Consider the following 18,357-nt stretch of genomic DNA (forward strand, 5'->3'; position numbering starts at 1 on the left):
CAGCCCTGCACTGTCAAGGCCGAGCGGTTGACGGTAAACGGGTTTCGTGGTGAAGGTCCGCAACCTCCCAGGAACGACCACCGGAACGAAACGACAAGCCATGGCGACCGAAAGATACAATCCGCGCGAGACCGAGCCGAAATGGCAGAAGAACTGGTCTGACGCGAAGGTTTTCGAGACGAACAACGACGCGCCTGGCGAGAAGTACTACGTCCTGGAAATGTTCCCCTATCCTTCCGGTCGCATTCATATGGGCCATGTTCGCAATTATGCGATGGGGGACGTGGTGGCCCGCTACAAGCGCGCCAAGGGCTACAACGTGCTGCATCCGATGGGTTGGGATGCCTTTGGCATGCCGGCCGAGAATGCGGCTATGCAGAACAAGGTCCACCCCAAGGAGTGGACCTATCAGAACATCGATACGATGCGGCGCCAGCTCAAGTCCATGGGGCTGTCGCTTGATTGGTCGCGCGAGTTCGCGACGTGCGACGTCGACTACTATCAGCAGCAGCAGCACCTGTTTCTGGACTTTCTCAAGGCCGGCCTCGTCTACCGCAAGCAATCGAAGGTCAACTGGGATCCCGTGGATCAGACCGTGCTTGCCAATGAGCAGGTCATCGACGGCAGAGGCTGGCGTTCCGGCGCGCTGGTCGAGCAGCGCGAGCTGACCCAGTGGTTCTTCCGCATCACGGACTTTTCCGAGGACCTGCTTGAAGCGCTCGACGGTCTTGAGCGGTGGCCAGAGAAGGTGCGGCTGATGCAGCGCAACTGGATCGGCAAGTCCGAAGGCATGATGGTCCGTTGGGCCCTCGACGAGGAAACCGCACCAGACGGCGAATCCGAACTGGAAGTCTACACGACACGGCCCGACACGATCTTCGGCGCCTCGTTCATGGCGATCTCACCGGATCATCCTCTTGCACGAAGGGCCGCCGAGAACGATCCGGCCCTCGCCGCCTTCTGTGATGAGTGCCGCCGCGCCGGCACCTCGCTCGCCGCGCTCGAAACGGCGGACAAGAAGGGACACGCGACAGGGATTCACGTGAAACATCCCTTCGACGCCGAATGGAAACTGCCGGTCTATGTCGCCAATTTCGTTCTGATGGATTACGGCACCGGCGCAATCTTCGGATGCCCTTCGGGCGATCAGCGCGACCTTGATTTCGCCAATCGCTACGGCCTGCCGGTGACACCGGTGGTCATGCCGAACGAGGCAGACGCCGCGACATTCCACATCACCGAGGAAGCCTATGTTGGCGATGGCGTGATGATCAATTCGCGATTCCTGGATGGCATGACGCCAACGGAAGCCTTCGATCGCGTCGCGTCGGAACTCGCGGAAAAGACCATCAACGGCCGGCCGCAGGGCGAGCGCCGCGTCAACTACCGTCTGCGTGACTGGGGCATCTCCAGGCAACGCTATTGGGGCTGCCCGATCCCCGTCATTCATTGCGATGCCTGCGGCGTCGTACCCGTGCCGATCACCGACCTTCCCGTTCGCCTGCCGGACGACATCACGTTCGACAAGCCCGGCAATCCGCTCGACAGGCATGAGACCTGGCGTCATGTCGCCTGCCCCGAATGCGGCAAGGATGCGCGCCGGGAAACCGACACGATGGACACGTTCGTCGATTCGTCCTGGTATTTCGCCCGCTTCACGGCGCCCTGGGAGAAAAGGCCGACGGACCCGCAGGCGGCGAACGCGTGGCTTCCCGTCGACCAGTATATCGGCGGCATCGAGCACGCGATCCTTCACCTGCTTTACTCGCGCTTTTTCACCCGCGCCATGCGCATCACCGGCCATGTCGGCATGGATGAGCCGTTCAAGGGCCTCTTCACGCAAGGCATGGTAGTGCACGAGACCTACAAGGGCGCGGGTGGCTGGATCGCGCCGGCCGACGTCGTTGTCGAGGACCACCAGGGCGAGCGCCGCGCCCGTCACGCCGAGACCGGCGAAGACCTGGTCATCGGCTCCATCGAGAAGATGTCCAAATCGAAGAAGAATGTCGTCGATCCCGACGACATCATCGCCTCCTACGGCGCCGACACCGCACGCTTTTTCATGCTTTCGGATTCACCACCTGACCGCGATGTCATCTGGACCGATGCCGGCGTGGAAGGCGCGCACCGCTTTGTGCAACGTGTCTGGCGCCTGATCCAGGAAGCCCGTGAGCCGCTCGTGGCGACAGACCCCGCCGCCGGTAAGGAGGGAGACGCCCTCGCTGTGTCACGCGCAGCCCACAAGGCGCTCAAGGCGGTCGGAGAGGACATCGAACGCCTCGGCTTCAACAAGGCCGTCGCGCGGATCTACGAACTGGTGAACGCGCTTGCCGCGCCGCTTCAACGCGCAGCAAGCGGCAAGGTCGACCCGCAACTCGCTGCAGCCTGCCGCGAAGCGGTGGAAATTCTGATCCAGTTGATTGCGCCGATGACGCCGCATCTCGCCGAAGCCTGCTGGGCATCGCTCGGCCACCCCACGCCGGTCTCCCAGGCCTCCTGGCCGCAGTTCGATCCAGCTCTTGTTACCGAGGATGAAATCACCCTGCCGGTACAGATCAACGGCAAGAAGCGCGGCGATTTGACAATTGCGCGCGATGCCTCGCAAGGTGAAGTCGAGGCGGCTGTGCTCGCCCTCGACGTGGTCCGCTCCGCAACCGATGGCAAGCCGCCGCGTAAGGTCATCGTTGTTCCGCAGAGGATCGTCAATGTCGTTGTCTAGGTCGCCCCGTTACTGCTCTGCCGTGGTGTTCGGATTGGTGACGGCGCTCTCGTTGTCTGCCTGCCAGGTCTCACCGCTCTATGGCGATCGTTCGCTGTCGGCCTCCAACAATGTCGCTGCCTCGGTGGCAGTCGACCCGGTCGGTGACCGGGTCAGCCAGGAAGTGCGCAATCAGCTGATCTTCCTGTTCCAGGGTGGCGCAGGCGCGCCTGCCGATCCGCGCTATCGTCTGCAACTCTCCGTCAATCGGAGTGTTCAGGGCATCTTGCGCGAAGCGATCGACGGGCAACCCACCGGACAGACCCTCACCTTGTCGGCGCAATACCGCCTCGTTGAGGTGGCCTCGACCCGCGAAGTTGCCAGCGGCTCTCAGGAGATCGCGGTGTCCTACGACGATTTCGACCAGGCGTTCGCGGATGTGCGGGCCATGCGCGATGCCGAGGATCGAGGCGCGCGCGAACTGGCGCAGCGGATCAGCACCGACGTCGCCATGACCCTCAGAGCCGAGCGTGCGCGTGTCCCAGATCAAGGCACATGAATTCGAAGGGCTCTACGCCAAAAAGCCGCCGGCCCAGCCCATTGTCCTGATCTACGGTCCTGACCGTGGGCTGGTCTCCGAACGCGCCGAGATAGTGGCGCGGACAAGCGGCGTTGCACTCGATGACGGCTTCTCCCTCGTGCGCATGGACGCGAGCGCCTTGCAGGGCGATCCCGGTCGGCTGATCGACGAAGCGCGGTCGATCGGGCTTTTCGGAGGCCACCGTCTCGTTTGGCTGAAAGGCGCCGGCAATGGCGATCGGGCATTGATCGAAGCCGTGACCCAACTCAATTCCGCCCCGCCGGTCGACTGTACGATCCTCATCGAAGCCGGTGATCTCAAGAAGGGCACCGGTCTGCGAAAGGCCGTGGAAGAGAGCCGGTCCGCCCTTGCGGTCCCCTGCTATGCCGACGAAGGAAGAGCGGTCAATGGGTTGATCGACGAGGAGATGGCCGCGGCCGGCTTGCGCATGACCAGTGGTGCGCGTCAGCTTCTTCTCGATCTTGTCGGCGGAGACAGACTTGCAACGCGCGCAGAGCTGCGCAAGCTCGCCCTGTACTGCATGGATCGGGAAGTTGTGAGCGAGGAGGATGTGCTTTCTATCGTCGGCGACGCCGCGTCATTGACCGTCGATGCTGCAGTCGACGCCGTCCTTCTGGGCGATGTTCCCGGACTGGAAACGGCCTTGCAGCGCATTATCGCCTCCAAGACGCCTGTCTTTCTGGCGTTGCAGAGCGTGATGCGACAATTCCAGATGCTTGATCAATTCCGATCGCTGATCGAATCAGAAGGCAAGACACAAGCTGGGATTATGCAGGCTAACGGCCGTCGCATCCATTTCAAAAGAAAGCCGGCTATCGAAAAGGCATTAGCGACATGGCGCGGCCGCGAAACCGCTCAGGCGCTGGACCATCTTCAGACAGCGATTCTCGAAAGCAGACGGCAGGCCGGTCTCGCCGATTCGATTTCAAGGCAGGCCCTGCTGGCGCTTGCCGTGCGTTCGGCCCGTCGCGCCCGCGTTTTGTAAGCCCTGCCAACTCAGCGATGGGCACCCAAAAGCCGGCAAACTTCATCGAGTTGATCAAGCGTCTTGTATTCGATGCGAAGCTGCCCGCCTCGGGTTTTGTGGCTGACTTCGACCTTCAGACCGAGAACATCCGACAAGGAACGCTCCAACGCCAGCGTGTCGGCATCCTTCTCGGGTCTTGGCTCGCGCGGGCCAGCCGAGCGTCCGCCGTCTTCGGCATCCTTTTGCGCCAGCCGCTCCGCCTCACGAACAGATAGACCCTTCGACACGATATCGCGGGCGAGGCGCGTCGGATCGGAAGTCGTCGCAATCGCCCTGGCATGGCCCGATGACAATTCCCCACCTGCCAGCATCTCGCGCACGGGCTCAGGCAATCTGAGAAGACGGAGGCTGTTGGCAACGTGGCTTCGGCTCTTGCCGATAATGTCTCCAAGATCGTTCTGCGTATAACCATGGTCGGCGATAAGCTGTTCGTAACCCATTGCTTCTTCAAGCGGATTTAGATCCGAGCGCTGAACGTTCTCGACAATCGCCAACTCGAGAGCGGTTCTGTCATCAACGTCGCGAATGATGACCGGGACCTCGACCAGGCCAGCCTGCTGGGCAGCGCGCCAGCGCCGTTCGCCGGCTATGATCTCGAAGCGACCTTGCGGACGCGACCGCACGACGACTGGCTGCACGATGCCGTGACGGCCAATGGATTGCGCGAGATCCTTGAGATCTTCCGCATCGAACTGGCGGCGTGGGTTGTTGGGGTTCCGGCTGATCAGTTCAATCGGCACGAAACCATCAGCGCGCGCACGGGACTGGACGTTCTCGATCGGCTGGTCCATTTCGCCAATCAGCGCCGCAAGGCCTCGACCCAGCCGTCTCTTGGAACCGTCGTCACTCATCGTTATCGCTCTTTCGTCAATCGTGTTCAGGCAGCCTTGTGGCGGCGTTCACGCTGAATCACCTCAGATGCCAACTGCAAATAGGCTTGGCTGCCGGCGCACTTCAAATCGTAGATGATGGCAGGTTTGCCATAAGACGGCGCTTCGGACACGCGAACATTCCGCGGAATGAGCGTCGAATAGACCTTTTCGCCGAGATGAGCCCGAACGTCCGCGACCACCTGCTGCGCCAGGTTGTTGCGCGCGTCGTACATCGTCAACACGATGCCCTGGATATCCAGGGTCGGATTGAGTGTCTGGCGTACTTGGCCCACCGTCTCCAGAAGCTGGCTCAACCCTTCCAATGCAAAAAACTCGCACTGAAGCGGCACCAGGATCGAGTGGGCAGCGACCATCGCATTCATCGTCAGGAGGTTTAGCGATGGCGGACAATCGATGAGCACGTAGTTGTAACGTGTGGCATATGCCGTCCCGAGGGCATTCTTCACACGGCTCACGCGGTCACGCGCGCCGGATATCTCCATCTCGACGCCGAGAAGATCCATGGTCGACGGTATGATCGAGAGGTTGGGCACGGCCGTCTCGACCACGATATCTTCGATATCGGCTTCCCCGGTCAGCAAGTCGTACGACGACAAACGGCGATCCCGCCGGTCGACGCCCAGACCGGTGCTGGCATTACCTTGGGGATCCAGATCGACGACGAGGACTGATTCGCCGATCGCCGCCAGTGCCGTCGCTAGGTTGATGGCGGTGGTCGTCTTGCCCACGCCACCCTTCTGGTTGGCTATGGTGATGATCCGGTTTGCAGTCAAAATCACGCTCCACGGGCAGGTGGTTCAGATCCGCTCAAGATGCCTGATCTGAAGCACGACCGATTCAGGATTGATCTTGCTTCGATGTTCTATCAGATCGAAGCGCCAATCACCACGAGCGGCTGCGACTTCCTTCTCATAATCCCGACCTTTATGAAACCAGCCCGTCGCGTGACGATCCGATAACCAGGGATGTGACAGCTTTAAGAGCGTTGAAAGATCGGCCAATGCGCGTGCGGAGACCGACCAGGCTTCGGGCGCGACGTGGGAAGACGCCTCGATCCGTATCGCGTGGACACTACCTCGGCCACCGGTGTGATGCAGCGCAGCGCGCAGAAAGGCCGCCTTTTTCTGGTTGCTTTCGACGAGATGTACCCATCCCGCATTGTGCTCGGCGAGTGCGATCGCAGTGACGACGCCCGGAAATCCGCCGCCACTGCCGAGATCGACCCATGGCTGCGGTTCAGGGCAGAGTGCCATCAACTGCAAACTGTCGCAGACGTGCCGCGCCCACATGTCCTGGCGGGTGGAGCCTGCGACTAGATTGATGCGAGCCGACCACTTTTCAATCAGGTCAACAAAAATCTTCAGCCTATCCACCGTTTCACGTGAAACAGGACAAACGTCTGACAGCATATTCCCGATATCACTCATGCCGAAAGTCGTTCGCTATCCCGTCGCTTGAGATGCGCGAGAATAAGCGCGATCGCTGCGGGTGTGACGCCTTCTACACGCCCTGCATGGGCCAACGTACGCGGACGCGCAGCCCCGAGCCGCTGCTTCACTTCGTTCGACAGGCCGGGGAGGCTTTCATAGCTGAAGTCTTCGGGCAAGGTCCGGCTTTCCTCGCGCTGCAGCGCTACGATCTGATCCTCCTGCCGCTCCATATACACGGCATAAGTCGCCTCGATCTCGAGCACCTCCGCCATTCTCGCGGATACGGACTGGAGTTCAGGAACGGCGGGACGAAGCTGATCGAAATGGACTTCGGGCACAGACAGAAGATCGTAAAGCGACCGCTTGGCACCATCCCGTCGCGGTGCAAGGCCGAGGGATCGATCGATGGTCGTGGTCGAAGAAGCATCCTTCAAAACCCGACGCAGGGCATCGATCTCTGAAATCCACGTCGTGAACCGCGCCTCTCGCGAAGCTCTGACGCACCCGAGTTCGATGGCTCGCGCAGTCAAGCGCAGATCGGCATTGTCCGCTCTAAGCGAAAGCCGGTATTCTGCCCTTGAGGTGAACATCCGGTACGGCTCCGAAACGCCTCTTGTCGTTAGATCGTCGATCATCACGCCAATGTATGAATCCGTGCGACTGAACACGACGGGTCCACCGCCGGCAGCTGACCGCGCGGCATTCAGTCCTGCCACCAACCCCTGAGCGCCCGCCTCTTCATAGCCGGTGGTTCCATTGATCTGCCCGGCAAAATACAAGCCAAGCAGGCGACGCGCCTGTAGATCGGCACCTAGTTCGCGCGGGTCGATATGATCATACTCGATGGCATATCCCGGTTGCAGGATGCTGACCTCTTCAAGCCCAGGAATGGTCCGTATGAATGCATCTTGCACATCTTCGGGAAGCGACGTCGAAACGCCGTTGGGATAGACCGTGTCGTCGTCCAAACCTTCGGGTTCAAGAAAGATCTGATGACTCTCCTTGTCGGCGAAGCGCACGATCTTGTCCTCGACCGACGGACAATACCGGGGTCCCCTGCCCTGGATATGACCGCTATACATCGCGGACCGGGCGATGTTCTCGCGGATGATGCGATGCGTTTCGCTCGTCGTTCGGGTCACGCCGCAGGCGATCTGGGGCACGCTGATGCGGTCGGTCATGAAGGAGAATGGTACCGGATCGCTATCCGCCTCCTGACGCTCGATTCTGTCCCACCCGATGGTGCGTCCGTCCAGACGAGCGGGCGTACCCGTTTTGAGGCGCCCGAGAGCGAAGCCAAGCCGGCTGAGCGTTTCGGCCAGACCGACCGAAGGCTTCTCATTCATGCGACCGGCTGGAAATCGCCTGTCGCCGATATGAATGATGCCACGCAGAAAGGTGCCCGTGGTGACGACAATGCTGGACGCGCGCAGCACACGACCGTCCGCCAACAGCAAACCGACCGCGCGACCTTGCTCTATGACCAGATCAAACGCCTCACCTTCGACAACATGCAATCCAGGCTGAGCTGCCAATTCGGCCTGCATTGACTGCCGGTAGAGCTTGCGATCGGCTTGTGTCCGCGGGCCGCGAACCGCCGGGCCTTTCCGCCGGTTCAGCATGCGGAATTGTATTCCCGCCGCATCAGCGACTCGGCCCATCAAACCATCGAACGCATCGATTTCGCGCACCAGATGGCCTTTGCCCAACCCGCCGATCGCAGGATTGCATGACATCGTGCCGATCGTATCGCGCGACAATGTGAGGAGCGCTGTCTCGGCACCGAGACGTGCTGACGCCGCAGCTGCTTCACATCCAGCGTGGCCACCACCGACGACGACGACGTCGAATTGCATGGTATCGCCCTCTTCAATTGCATTTGGTTTCACGTGGAACGCTGCATTCCGGTCAAACGTGTTTCACGTGAGTCACGCTACTTGCCGATGCAGAACTCGGAAAATATAACATCAAGCAAGTTCTCGACATCAACTCTGCCAGTCAGGCGGCCGAGCTCATCGGCTGCCAATCGCAGGTCTTCGGCGCGCAGTTCGTTCGGCTTGCTCCTATCGCGAATAGCAGCCTCAAGGCAAGTCAGGCAATGCCTGAGGTGGGCGCGATGGCGCTGTCTGTTCGGAGCTGCCATTCCCGACAGGCGCATCGAGGCCGATGCCCGCTCCCGGATAAGCGTGAGCAGATCATCCATCCCCTCGCCGGATTGAGCAGAGATATGAAGTCCCTCGGCCCAGCTGCCACGGTCACCCAAATCTGCCTTTGTGACAACCGTTACGACATCGCTGGCAGACAACGGGTAGTTCTGAGCATGCTGTTCAACGAGGTGAAGAACCAGGTCTGCGCTCTCCATCTGCGCTTCCGCCCTGCGAATTCCTTCCTGTTCTATGGCGTTTTCCGTCTCTCTCATTCCGGCCGTATCCACGATGGTCACTGGATACCCGCCAATATCCATATCGACGGACAGGACATCCCGCGTCGTGCCTGCTTCCTGGGAGACGATCGCCACGTCGCGCTTGGCCAAGTAATTGAGAAGGCTTGACTTTCCAACATTTGGTGCACCGACGATAACGACACGAAAACCGTCACGAATGCGCTCGCCGCTTTCCGCGTCCACGAGATGGCTTCGCAACTCACCCGCGAGGTCGGAAAGATCGTGCCATACCTCGTCAGAGACGCTCCCCGGAACATCGTCCTCATCGGAAAAGTCAAATTCCGCTTCAAGCATAGCGCGGGCGTGCGTCAGCCGATTGGCCCATCCACCATAACGCCGGGCCAATCCACCCTGTACGAGTTGCAGTGCCAACTGCCGCTGCACTTCGGTCTGGGCCGAGATGAGGTCAGCCAGGCCTTCCACTTCCGTGAGGTCCATCTGGCCGTTCTCGAATGCACGTCGCGTGAATTCGCCCGGCTCAGCATGACGAAGGGAGGAAAATTCCTCCAGCGCACCGATCGCGGACGCCACCACAGCCCGGCCGCCGTGCAGATGAAACTCGGCACACGCCTCGCCAGTGAAGGAGTTCGGAGCCGGGAAATACAGCACGAGGCCCTTGTCGATCGCCTGTCCGTTTCGGCTGCGAATCGAAACGAGCGTGGCCACACGTGCCTCAGGGACACGGCCCGTCATCGTTTGGAGAACGAATCGAACATCCGGTCCGGAGACCCGGATGATGGCGACCCCGGCCGGCAAGCCCCCGCTTGCGAGAGCGAAGATCGTCTTTCGCCCTGTCAGCATCGCATCGGACATCATCCCAATCCGCGCGTCAAAAGCCTCAGGTGTTCATCGAATCGAAGAAATCGCCGTTGTTCTTGGTCTGCTTCAATTTGTCGATCAGGAACTCGATCGCATCGGTCGTACCCATCGGTGCGAGGATGCGGCGCAACACGAATATCTTCTGCAGGTCCTGGCGCGAAACAAGGAGGTCTTCCTTGCGTGTGCCGGACTTCAGAATGTCCATCGACGGATAGATGCGCTTGTCAGCCACCTTGCGATCGAGCACGATTTCAGAGTTGCCGGTGCCCTTGAACTCTTCGAAGATGACTTCGTCCATGCGGCTGCCGGTATCGATCAGCGCCGTCGCGATGATGGTCAGCGATCCGCCTTCCTCGATGTTGCGCGCGGCGCCGAAGAAGCGTTTGGGGCGCTGCAGGGCGTTGGCGTCCACGCCGCCCGTCAGGACCTTGCCCGATGAGGGCACGACGGTGTTGTAGGCCCGACCGAGACGGGTGATGGAATCGAGCAGGATGACCACGTCGCGGCCGTGCTCAACGAGCCGCTTTGCCTTCTCGATGACCATCTCCGCCACTTGAACGTGGCGCGTTGCCGGTTCGTCGAAGGTCGAGGAGACCACCTCGCCCTTCACCGAACGTTGCATGTCGGTGACTTCCTCCGGCCGCTCATCAATCAGCAGCACGATCAGGTAACACTCAGGATGGTTTGCCGTGATCGAATGCGCGATGTTCTGCAAAAGCACGGTCTTGCCGGTCCGCGGCGGCGCGACGATCAGTCCGCGCTGACCCTTTCCGAGCGGCGCAACCAGATCAATGACGCGTGGCGACAAATCCTTCGAGGTGGGAACGTCCAGTTCCATCTTGAAGCGCTCATTCGGATAGAGCGGCGTCAGATTGTCGAAATGGATCTTGTGCCGGATCTTTTCCGGATCCTCGAAATTGATCGTGTTGACCTTGAGCAGGGCAAAATATCGCTCCCCCTCTTTCGGGCCGCGGATCGGCCCTTCGACGGTGTCGCCCGTCTTCAGCGCAAAACGGCGCAACTGCGACGGCGAGATATAGATGTCGTCCGGCCCAGGAAGATAGTTCGCATTGGCCGAGCGCAGAAAGCCGAACCCGTCCTGCAGGACTTCAACGACGCCCTCGCCGATGATCTCGACATCCTGCTCCGCCAGCTTCTTGAGGATTGCGAACATCAATTCCTGCTTGCGCATGACGTTCGCGTTCTCCACCTCCAGCGACTCGGCGAAGGTGAGAAGGTCTGTCGGTGATTTGCTCTTGAGCTCTTGAAGCTTCATTTCCTGCATGGATTATCCAAGTGATGCGTAAAGACGTGGGGAAGGCGGCGCGTTGTGGGTATGGCAGGACGCAAGGGCCTTGAGGTCCGTGGTCGATGCAACGCAATGCCGTAGGAGAGTGGGCCGAAAATAGCGATTCACCTGCGCCTTCGCAAGCGCAATGTCGTCAGCCACATCGACGCATCCGCAAGAGGCCGATTAAAACGGTTTAACGATGACCAGAACGACGATGACGATCATCAGAGCGGTCGGGACCTCGTTCATCAACCGCCAATAGCGCGCAGAATGCGTGCGCTCGTCGGCGGCAAACGACCGCACGGCACGGGCAAATCGGTCATGCACGCCGGTCAGGAGGACGACCGCCAGGATTTTCGCCCACAGCCACCCGGCTGCAAAGCCGAAGCTCGAATAGGCAAGCCAAAGCCCCAAAAGCCAGGTCGCGATCATCGCCGGCCGCATGATGACGCCGAGCAGCCGCCCTTCCATCACCTTGAATGTCTCCGAACGATCGGAACCAGGAGGCGCGTCCGTATGATAGATGAAGAGCCGCGGCAGATAGAGAAGGCCGGCCATCCAAGAGATCACCGCGATGACATGCGCTGCCTTGATCCACAGATCGAGACCAGAGGGCCGCCAATAGACGAGGGCGCCGATCACAAGGGCGGCGATCGCTAGCGCAACGAACGCCTTGCGCCGTGCCGCCCGGCCGGCCTGCTCGTCAATCTCGCGGTCCCCGTTCACCATCCGCTCAGCCCCGACCGCGCACGCGACGTACAAGCTGCGTTACATGGTCGGGATCGGCCTGAGGCGTAATCCCATGGCCGAGATTGAAGATCAGCGGTCCCCCGCCAAGCACATCAAGAATTACATCGATCCCCTCATCAAGCGCACGCCCCCCGGCAACCACGCGCATGGGATCCAGATTGCCCTGGATCGGCCCATCCTTCTGGAGGTCGCGCGCAAAGGACAGCGGCACCGACCAGTCAAGACCGATCGCGTCGGCACCTGTCGTCTGGCGGTAGGTCTTCAAGCGAATGCCGGCCCCTTTGGCGAACGCGATGATCTTTGCGGAAGGATGACGCGCTCGCACCGTGTCAACGATGCGTTTGACCGGCCGCGCGGCGAAGGCTTCGAATTCCGTTTCGCCGAGCACACCGGCCCAGGAATCGAAAATCTGGACCGCATCCGCTCCCGCTTCGATCTGGCCGCACAAATAGTCCGCCGACAGATCGGCAAGGATGTCGAGCAAGCGGGCAAAGGCCTCGGGCTCGCGATAGGCGAACAGGCGCGCCGGTGCCTGGTCGGGCGTGCCGTGCCCCGCGATCATATAGGTCGCGACCGTCCAGGGCGCACCACAAAACCCGAGAAGGGTGGTCTCTGCCGGCAATTCGTTGCGAAGCCGCCGCACAGTCTCCATCACCGGTTCCAGATGGCTGCTGACAGGGGCAGGATCAAGCGCTGCGATGCCATCCGCGTCGATCGGGCTCATCAGCGGTCCACGGCCTTCCTCGAACCGCACATCACGCTTCAGCGCGTCGGGGATCACCAGGATATCGGAAAACAGGATCGCCGCATCGAAGCCATACCGGCGGATTGGCTGCAGCGTCACTTCGACGGCGTAGTCAGGCGTGTAGCACAGGTCGAGAAAGCCGCCGGCCTGTTTGCGCACTTCGCGGTATTCGGGAAGATACCGACCGGCTTGCCGCATCAACCAGATAGGAGGCGGAGTGACCGTATCGCCTGCCAGCACTTTCATAAGCCTACGTTCGATCACGCGTTTTCCCTTCATCCCTTAAAATAGGAATCCTATTGAAAAGACTCTTGTTTCTATGAGTCGGTGTGTTCCATGGATCGTTTTTGGTCAACATTTGTTCCCCGCTTCGCCTGCTGGCGCGAAAAACGGGGGGTGAATTCAACGAAGATTGGGGATAGAACGCAAGGATTGAATTTACCATTTGATTTCAGCTAGATGCAGGAACTCCAAAATTTGGATCCTGTGGACAACCTGTCGATTGATTCAGAACAAAGGCAAGTTGTCACATCTGTCCACTGCCTGGGTAGAACATTGTGCCAGCGCACCGTTTTGTGGATAAGGCCTAGGGTTATACGCAGCCTCTGACGCCGCTAAGACGATCAATGCATGTCATGCACCGTCATCAACAGCCCCCGGTGAATCGTGTGGATCAGCCAAAAAACTATTTCCACCTCCACCTGATCTCGGACTCGACGGGCGAGACGCTGATGGCGGCGGGCCGCGCCGCGTCGGTCCAGTTTCAGGATGCCCAGGTCCTCGAACACGTCTATCCGCTGATCCGCAATCGCAAGCAGCTGGCCGCTGTCCTCGATGCGATCGACGGGGCGCCGGGAATCGTCCTCTACACGGTCGTCGATCCTGAGCTGTCGGACATGATCGATACGCGATGCCGCGAAATGGGCGTGCCGTTCGTGTCGGTGCTCGAGCCGATCATGGCGGTGTTCCAGTCCTATCTCGGTTCACCGTCCCGCCGTCGCGTCGGTGCGCAGCACGTCATGGATGCCGAGTACTTTCGGCGGATCGACGCGCTGAACTACACGATGGACCATGACGATGGCCAATTGATCACCGACTATGAGGAGGCCGACATCGTGCTTGTCGGCATCAGCCGCACGTCCAAGACGCCGACGAGCATCTATCTTGCCAATCGCGGCATCAAGACGGCGAATGTGCCCATCGTCATGGGCGCGACCGTCCCCTCCGCCTTGGAAAGTGCGGTCCGGCCGCTGGTTGTCGGCCTCATCGCAACGACCGACCGGATCGCGCAGGTCCGGCAGAACAGGATTCTTGGCGCACCTCAAGGTTTTGATGCCGGCGCCTACGTCGATCGTTCCAGCATATCGGAGGAGCTCAAATTCGCCCGATCGCTCTGCTTGCGCCACAACTGGCCCATGATCGATGTGACGCGTAAGTCGATCGAGGAGACGGCCGCGGCAATTCTTGCGCTCCGTGGGCGCGCACGGTAGCTCTCGCCATGGGCGAAAGCCTTGAATGAACAAGGAGACAGATCTTATGGCGGTGTCGATCGTGCTTGCATCCGCAAGCCCATTTCGGGCGAAACTCCTCAAGGATGCAGGCATCGCTTTTGAGGCGCGTCCGGCCGATCTCGATGAGCGCGCACTGGAAGCCCCGATGGCCGAAAGCGGGGCGGCGCCAGAGGATGTGGCGCTCGTGCTTGCAGAGGCCAAGGCAGTCGCCGTCAGCGAAGAAGCGCCCGGCGCGCTTGTCATCGGTTGCGATCAGACCCTGTCCCTGGGCGACGAGGTCTTTCACAAGCCCCTCGATATGGAAGCTGCCCGCAGCCATCTCCTCAAGCTCGCGGGAAAGACCCACCACCTCAACTCCGCCGTCGTGTTGGCCAGGGACGGTGTCGTTGAATGGCGTCATGTCGCGATGGCGGCGATGACGATGCGGCCGCTCGATCCCGGTTTCATCGGGCGCCATCTCGCGGCGGTCGGTCAGATGGCGCTATCGAGCGTCGGAGCCTATCAGCTGGAAGGTCGCGGCATCCAGTTGTTCGAAAGGATCGATGGCGATTACTTCACCATAATCGGTCTGCCGTTGCTGCCACTTCTGAAACAGTTGCGCGAGCGTGGGGTCATCGATGGATAGGCGGTCGCCGGGCGCCTTCGTCACCGGCTTCCCGATCAGGCACTCGCGCTCTCCGCTGATCCATGGGCACTGGCTCAAGGAACACGGCATTGACGGTCGCTATGATGCGGTCGAGGTTGCCCCGCAGGATTTCGCAGCATTCATCGATCGCCTGCGGCACGGTGAAAGCGCGTTCGTCGGCGGCAATGTGACCCTGCCGCACAAGGAGGCCGCCATCGCGCTCGTCGACGAAGCCGATGAGACCGCCCGCGAGATCGGCGCCGCCAACACGCTCTGGCTGAACGATGGGAAAGTCCATGCGACCAACACCGATGGCTATGGTTTCCTCGCCAATCTCGACGCCGCCGCCGCCGCTTGGGACAAGGATGCATCGGCGCGCTCCGCGGTCGTTCTCGGTGCCGGCGGGGCTAGCCGCGCGGTTATCCTCGCCTTGCGCGACCGCGGTTTCGGCACGATCCATGTGGTCAATCGCACGCCGGAACGCGCACAGGTCCTTGCCGATCGTTTCGGATCACGCATAGAGGCTCACCGGCTCGATGCACTTGCCGAATTGCTTGATGGTGGAGGCTTTTTCGTCAACACATCGTCGCTCGGCATGGATGGGAATGACGCGCCGCCGATCGATTTCACTACCATGGCTGGCGACGCGGTGGTGACCGATATCGTCTACGCGCCTCTCCACACCCCATTCCTCCGGTGGGCGACGGCGGCAGGGCTGCGAACAGTGGATGGACTTGGCATGTTGTTGCATCAGGCAGTGCCTGGCTTTGAGCGCTGGTTCGGTGTTCGCCCGAACGTCAGCGCGCAGCTGCGCCAGGTCATCGTGGATGATCTGGAGGGTGAGCGATGATCGTCATCGGTCTGACGGGATCGATCGGAATGGGAAAGTCGACGACGACGGCGATGTTCGCCGAACGCGGCATCCCGGTCGCTGATTCCGATGCGATCGTGCACGCGCTCTATGCCGGCAAGGCCGCGCCCGCCGTTGAAGCCGCGTTTCCGGGAACGACGGGCCCTGACGGTATAGACCGGGACAAGCTGTCGCGGCGCGTTCTGGGTGATCGTGAGGCGCTTCAGCGCCTCGAGTCGATCGTTCATCCGCTGGTGCGTGAAGCGCAGCGCGCGTTCCTTGATGATGCACGCGCCCAAGGGGCCGACATCGCGCTACTCGATATCCCGCTTCTCTTTGAGAGTAACGGCGCCGAGCGCGTCGATAGCGTTGTCGTCGTCAGCTGTGCTCCCGAAATCCAGCGCGAAAGGGTCATGGCGCGTGCCGGAATGAGCGAAGAAAAGTTCCAGGCCATCCTCGCCCGTCAGATGCCAGATGCCGAAAAGCGGCGGCGGGCCGATTTTGTTGTTGATACCGGCCATGGGCTGGAGGCAGCCAGGGCGCAGGTTGACCAGATCATCGCTAAGCTGAGATCCGGCGGCGAAAAGGACGGCTGAGACCATGCGCGAGATCATATTCGATACCGAGACCACAGGGCTCGACAGCCGCACCGACCGGATCATCGAGATCGGCTGTCTCGAACTGATCGATCACTTTCCGACAGGCCGGACCTTCCACGTCTACATCAACCCCGAGGGTCGCAGCGTACACCCGGATGCGCTGGCCGTTCACGGCATCACCGATGCATTTCTGGCCGACAAGCCGGTATTCTCGGGGATCGTCGACGATCTGATTGCCTTCTTTGAAGGGGCAACGTTGATCGCGCATAACGCGACCTTCGACATCGGCTTCATCAATGCCGAGTTCGACAGGCTCGGACACGCGGCGGTGGAGCGTGATCGGATTCTTGACACGCTGGTGCTCGCCAGGCGGCGGCATCCGATGGGGCCGAACTCCCTCGACGCGCTCTGCCGGCGCTACAGCATCGACAACAGCCATCGCACAAAGCATGGCGCTTTGCTTGATGCCGAGCTTCTCGCCGAAGTCTATATCGAGATGATCGGAGGTCGCCAGACGGCGCTCGGCCTGGAGGTGGAGATCGAGCGTGGTGCGGGCCATGCCGAGATCAGCGTCGAGGTGACCACCTTGAAGCGTCCGAGTCCGCTTCCTCCGCGGCTGAGCGACACGGAACGGGCAGCGCATGCCCGTCTTGTCGAGCGGATCGGCCAGAACGCACTCTGGCGCATATTGCGATAGACCGGCGGGACACCGTCCAGGCAAAAGGCCGGCTTCGAAGCCGGCCCTTCAATTCTGAGTATCGGATCGCGACTGCGATCAGTTGGCCGGCGTGGCGGGTGCCGCAGCTGTCTTGTTGCGCTCGGCGGCCATCCGCTGCTGAAACATCTGCGCGAAGTCGATCGGATCGATCATCAGCGGCGGGAAGCCGCCATTGCGAGAGGCATCGGCGATGATCTGACGTGCGAAGGGGAATAGCATGCGCGGGCATTCGATGAAGAGCAGTGGCAGCATGTGTTCCTTGGGGAAGCCGCTGAGACGGAAGACGCCGCCATAGACCAGCTCGACATTGAAGACGACAGTTTCGCCTTCCTTGGCCGTCGCGTTCAGCGTGAGCACCACGTCGTAATCGGTCTCCGACAGCGGGTTCGCGTTGACGTTCACGTTGATGTTGATCGCCGGCGACTTGTTGCGCTGCGTGATCGCGCGCGGAGCGCCCGGGTTTTCGAAGGACAGGTCCTTCATGTACTGCGCCAGGATATTGAGGCTTGGCGCCTTTCCGTTACTCGCTTTTTCGCCGGAAGCCTGGGCACCGGCGGCTGTATCGGGCGTCTTGTTGTCTTCGGCCATTGGAACTCCTCTCGAAAGCATGGATGCTCGGCCATGCCTGCGCAGGCCGCAAATTCTGCGCGTCGCTAGCATCTCGGCAGAAAAGTGACAACCTCCAAGGCGCGGTTCACCGCGCCGGCGGGTCCCCGTCGGTGCCGTTGCGCCATGGGGAATTTGCGGAAGGATGACGCTGGAAGTCTTCGTCATCGAGATCGATCACCGGTTCGCCGGGTGCTTGGCGGGGGCGCGCGCTTTCGTGGCGCGCGCCCCCGCCACTTGTCATCTGGGACGCGACGATCGTGATGCGTCCCTTGATCAGCTTCCAGCCGAAATCCCGCACGGCCGGAATGAAGAGCAGGAAGCCCATCGTGTCCGTCACGAAGCCTGGCGTCAGCAGCAGGACCCCGGCGATGAGGATCATGACGCCATGAATGAGCTCGCGGCTCGGGACGCGCCCTGCCTTCGCCTCCTCGCTGATGCGTTGGAGCAGGCCCAGCCCCTGTACCCGGAGCAGGATCGACCCCAGAACGGCGGTAAAGAGTATGAGCCCCAATGTCGCCAGCACGCCGATCTGGCTGCCGACCACGATAAACATGGCGATTTCGGCGAGCGGAATGCCCAGGAGCAGGAAAGGAACGAGCGAAAAGGCCATCAGGGTCTTTCTGTCGGTGTGGCGAAGCGTTGTCGGTGCCGCAGGTGATTGAGTTGCATTTCACCCAATATGGTATCGCTGCTGGCAAATTGAATGTTGTGTGTTTGAATGATCTGCGCGCCGGCCTTATATGGAAAG

At 60.8% G+C, this 18,357-nt stretch carries 18 protein-coding genes; 8 read left to right on the forward strand and 10 right to left on the reverse strand.

Going from position 1 to position 18,357, the window contains the following annotated elements; genetic code table 11:
- Positions 1-100: 100 nt before the first annotated feature.
- Genes leuS through holA form a run of 3 tightly spaced genes read left to right on the forward strand, consistent with a single transcriptional unit; the run spans position 101 to position 4,284 of the window.
- A complete protein-coding gene (gene leuS / locus CN673_RS14240; RefSeq protein WP_099867038.1) occupies positions 101-2,719 on the forward strand; it encodes a leucine--tRNA ligase in 2,619 nt (872 codons plus the stop codon).
- Entirely contained in the window at positions 2,706-3,257 is a 552-nt protein-coding gene (gene lptE / locus CN673_RS14245; protein WP_157928905.1) for an LPS assembly lipoprotein LptE, read from the forward strand. Before leuS ends, lptE begins: the two co-directional genes overlap by 14 nt.
- Entirely contained in the window at positions 3,235-4,284 is a 1,050-nt protein-coding gene (holA, locus tag CN673_RS14250; protein ID WP_099867189.1) for a DNA polymerase III subunit delta, read from the forward strand. The genes lptE and holA overlap by 23 nt, the downstream gene beginning before the upstream one ends.
- An 11-nt stretch (positions 4,285-4,295) precedes the next feature.
- Here holA and CN673_RS14255 read toward each other — a convergent pair whose 3' ends face one another.
- From CN673_RS14255 to hemE, 8 genes are all read right to left on the reverse strand, one after another.
- Complete coding sequence (locus CN673_RS14255; RefSeq protein WP_099867040.1) at positions 4,296-5,177, reverse strand: ParB/RepB/Spo0J family partition protein; 882 nt, start codon at positions 5,175-5,177, stop codon at positions 4,296-4,298.
- A 26-nt stretch (positions 5,178-5,203) separates the two neighbouring features.
- Complete coding sequence (locus tag CN673_RS14260; protein ID WP_099867041.1) at positions 5,204-5,998, reverse strand: ParA family protein; 795 nt, start codon at positions 5,996-5,998, stop codon at positions 5,204-5,206.
- A gap of 18 nt (positions 5,999-6,016) precedes the next feature.
- On the reverse strand, positions 6,017-6,646 hold the full coding sequence (gene rsmG, locus CN673_RS14265) for a 16S rRNA (guanine(527)-N(7))-methyltransferase RsmG (RefSeq protein WP_245409915.1): 630 nt from the start codon (positions 6,644-6,646) through the stop codon (positions 6,017-6,019).
- Positions 6,643-8,505 carry a tRNA uridine-5-carboxymethylaminomethyl(34) synthesis enzyme MnmG gene (mnmG, locus tag CN673_RS14270; protein ID WP_099867043.1) on the reverse strand — a complete coding sequence of 621 codons (1,863 nt, stop codon included), beginning with the start codon at positions 8,503-8,505 and terminating at the stop codon, positions 6,643-6,645. The genes rsmG and mnmG overlap by 4 nt, the downstream gene beginning before the upstream one ends.
- A 77-nt stretch (positions 8,506-8,582) precedes the next feature.
- Complete coding sequence (gene mnmE / locus CN673_RS14275; RefSeq protein ID WP_099867190.1) at positions 8,583-9,893, reverse strand: tRNA uridine-5-carboxymethylaminomethyl(34) synthesis GTPase MnmE; 1,311 nt, start codon at positions 9,891-9,893, stop codon at positions 8,583-8,585.
- A 37-nt stretch (positions 9,894-9,930) separates the two neighbouring features.
- On the reverse strand, positions 9,931-11,196 hold the full coding sequence (gene rho, locus CN673_RS14280; RefSeq protein WP_099867044.1) for a transcription termination factor Rho: 1,266 nt from the start codon (positions 11,194-11,196) through the stop codon (positions 9,931-9,933).
- Between the two features lie 189 nt (positions 11,197-11,385).
- Positions 11,386-11,931, reverse strand: a complete 546-nt coding sequence (gene hemJ, locus CN673_RS14285) for a protoporphyrinogen oxidase HemJ (RefSeq protein ID WP_099867045.1) — start codon at positions 11,929-11,931, stop codon at positions 11,386-11,388.
- A gap of 4 nt (positions 11,932-11,935) precedes the next feature.
- Positions 11,936-12,943 (reverse strand): uroporphyrinogen decarboxylase, encoded by a 1,008-nt coding sequence (gene hemE, locus CN673_RS14290; RefSeq protein WP_099867046.1) that lies wholly within the window; start codon positions 12,941-12,943, stop codon positions 11,936-11,938.
- 389 nt (positions 12,944-13,332) lie between these two features.
- Between hemE and CN673_RS14295 the strand changes: the two genes are divergently transcribed.
- The 5 genes from CN673_RS14295 to dnaQ are packed head-to-tail and all read left to right on the forward strand — an operon-like array spanning position 13,333 to position 16,979.
- The gene (locus tag CN673_RS14295; RefSeq protein WP_370853049.1) at positions 13,333-14,187 is read left to right on the forward strand and encodes a pyruvate, water dikinase regulatory protein; all 855 of its coding nucleotides are present in this window, start codon (positions 13,333-13,335) and stop codon (positions 14,185-14,187) included.
- 46 nt (positions 14,188-14,233) lie between these two features.
- Complete coding sequence (locus tag CN673_RS14300; protein ID WP_099867191.1) at positions 14,234-14,833, forward strand: Maf-like protein; 600 nt, start codon at positions 14,234-14,236, stop codon at positions 14,831-14,833.
- Complete coding sequence (locus CN673_RS14305; RefSeq protein WP_370853050.1) at positions 14,814-15,683, forward strand: shikimate dehydrogenase; 870 nt, start codon at positions 14,814-14,816, stop codon at positions 15,681-15,683. The genes CN673_RS14300 and CN673_RS14305 overlap by 20 nt, the downstream gene beginning before the upstream one ends.
- On the forward strand, positions 15,680-16,279 hold the full coding sequence (gene coaE / locus CN673_RS14310; protein ID WP_099867049.1) for a dephospho-CoA kinase: 600 nt from the start codon (positions 15,680-15,682) through the stop codon (positions 16,277-16,279). Before CN673_RS14305 ends, coaE begins: the two co-directional genes overlap by 4 nt.
- A gap of 4 nt (positions 16,280-16,283) precedes the next feature.
- A complete protein-coding gene (gene dnaQ / locus CN673_RS14315) occupies positions 16,284-16,979 on the forward strand; it encodes a DNA polymerase III subunit epsilon (protein ID WP_099867050.1) in 696 nt (231 codons plus the stop codon).
- A gap of 78 nt (positions 16,980-17,057) precedes the next feature.
- Here the strand turns inward: dnaQ and secB are convergent, their stop codons facing one another.
- Positions 17,058-17,588 (reverse strand): protein-export chaperone SecB, encoded by a 531-nt coding sequence (gene secB, locus CN673_RS14320; RefSeq protein ID WP_099867051.1) that lies wholly within the window; start codon positions 17,586-17,588, stop codon positions 17,058-17,060.
- Between the two features lie 106 nt (positions 17,589-17,694).
- Positions 17,695-18,219 carry an FxsA family protein gene (locus CN673_RS14325; protein ID WP_099867052.1) on the reverse strand — a complete coding sequence of 175 codons (525 nt, stop codon included), beginning with the start codon at positions 18,217-18,219 and terminating at the stop codon, positions 17,695-17,697.
- Positions 18,220-18,357 lie beyond the last annotated feature (138 nt).

Source organism: Neopararhizobium haloflavum (assembly GCF_002750855.1).
GTDB lineage: Bacteria > Pseudomonadota > Alphaproteobacteria > Rhizobiales > Rhizobiaceae > Georhizobium > Georhizobium haloflavum.

Coding starts and splice junctions, on each gene's coding strand:
- leuS (WP_099867038.1), top strand. CDS start 101: ATGGCGACCGAAAGATACAATCCGCGCGAGACCGAGCCGAAATGGCAG.
- coaE (WP_099867049.1), top strand. CDS start 15,680: ATGATCGTCATCGGTCTGACGGGATCGATCGGAATGGGAAAGTCGACG.
- CN673_RS14300 (WP_099867191.1), top strand. CDS start 14,234: ATGGCGGTGTCGATCGTGCTTGCATCCGCAAGCCCATTTCGGGCGAAA.
- CN673_RS14325 (WP_099867052.1), bottom strand. CDS start 18,219: ATGGCCTTTTCGCTCGTTCCTTTCCTGCTCCTGGGCATTCCGCTCGCC.
- CN673_RS14295 (WP_370853049.1), top strand. CDS start 13,333: ATGCACCGTCATCAACAGCCCCCGGTGAATCGTGTGGATCAGCCAAAA.
- dnaQ (WP_099867050.1), top strand. CDS start 16,284: ATGCGCGAGATCATATTCGATACCGAGACCACAGGGCTCGACAGCCGC.
- mnmG (WP_099867043.1), bottom strand. CDS start 8,505: ATGCAATTCGACGTCGTCGTCGTCGGTGGTGGCCACGCTGGATGTGAA.
- secB (WP_099867051.1), bottom strand. CDS start 17,588: ATGGCCGAAGACAACAAGACGCCCGATACAGCCGCCGGTGCCCAGGCT.
- CN673_RS14255 (WP_099867040.1), bottom strand. CDS start 5,177: ATGAGTGACGACGGTTCCAAGAGACGGCTGGGTCGAGGCCTTGCGGCG.
- rsmG (WP_245409915.1), bottom strand. CDS start 6,646: ATGAGTGATATCGGGAATATGCTGTCAGACGTTTGTCCTGTTTCACGT.
- rho (WP_099867044.1), bottom strand. CDS start 11,196: ATGCAGGAAATGAAGCTTCAAGAGCTCAAGAGCAAATCACCGACAGAC.
- hemE (WP_099867046.1), bottom strand. CDS start 12,943: ATGAAAGTGCTGGCAGGCGATACGGTCACTCCGCCTCCTATCTGGTTG.
- hemJ (WP_099867045.1), bottom strand. CDS start 11,931: ATGGTGAACGGGGACCGCGAGATTGACGAGCAGGCCGGCCGGGCGGCA.
- lptE (WP_157928905.1), top strand. CDS start 2,706: ATGTCGTTGTCTAGGTCGCCCCGTTACTGCTCTGCCGTGGTGTTCGGA.
- mnmE (WP_099867190.1), bottom strand. CDS start 9,893: ATGCTGACAGGGCGAAAGACGATCTTCGCTCTCGCAAGCGGGGGCTTG.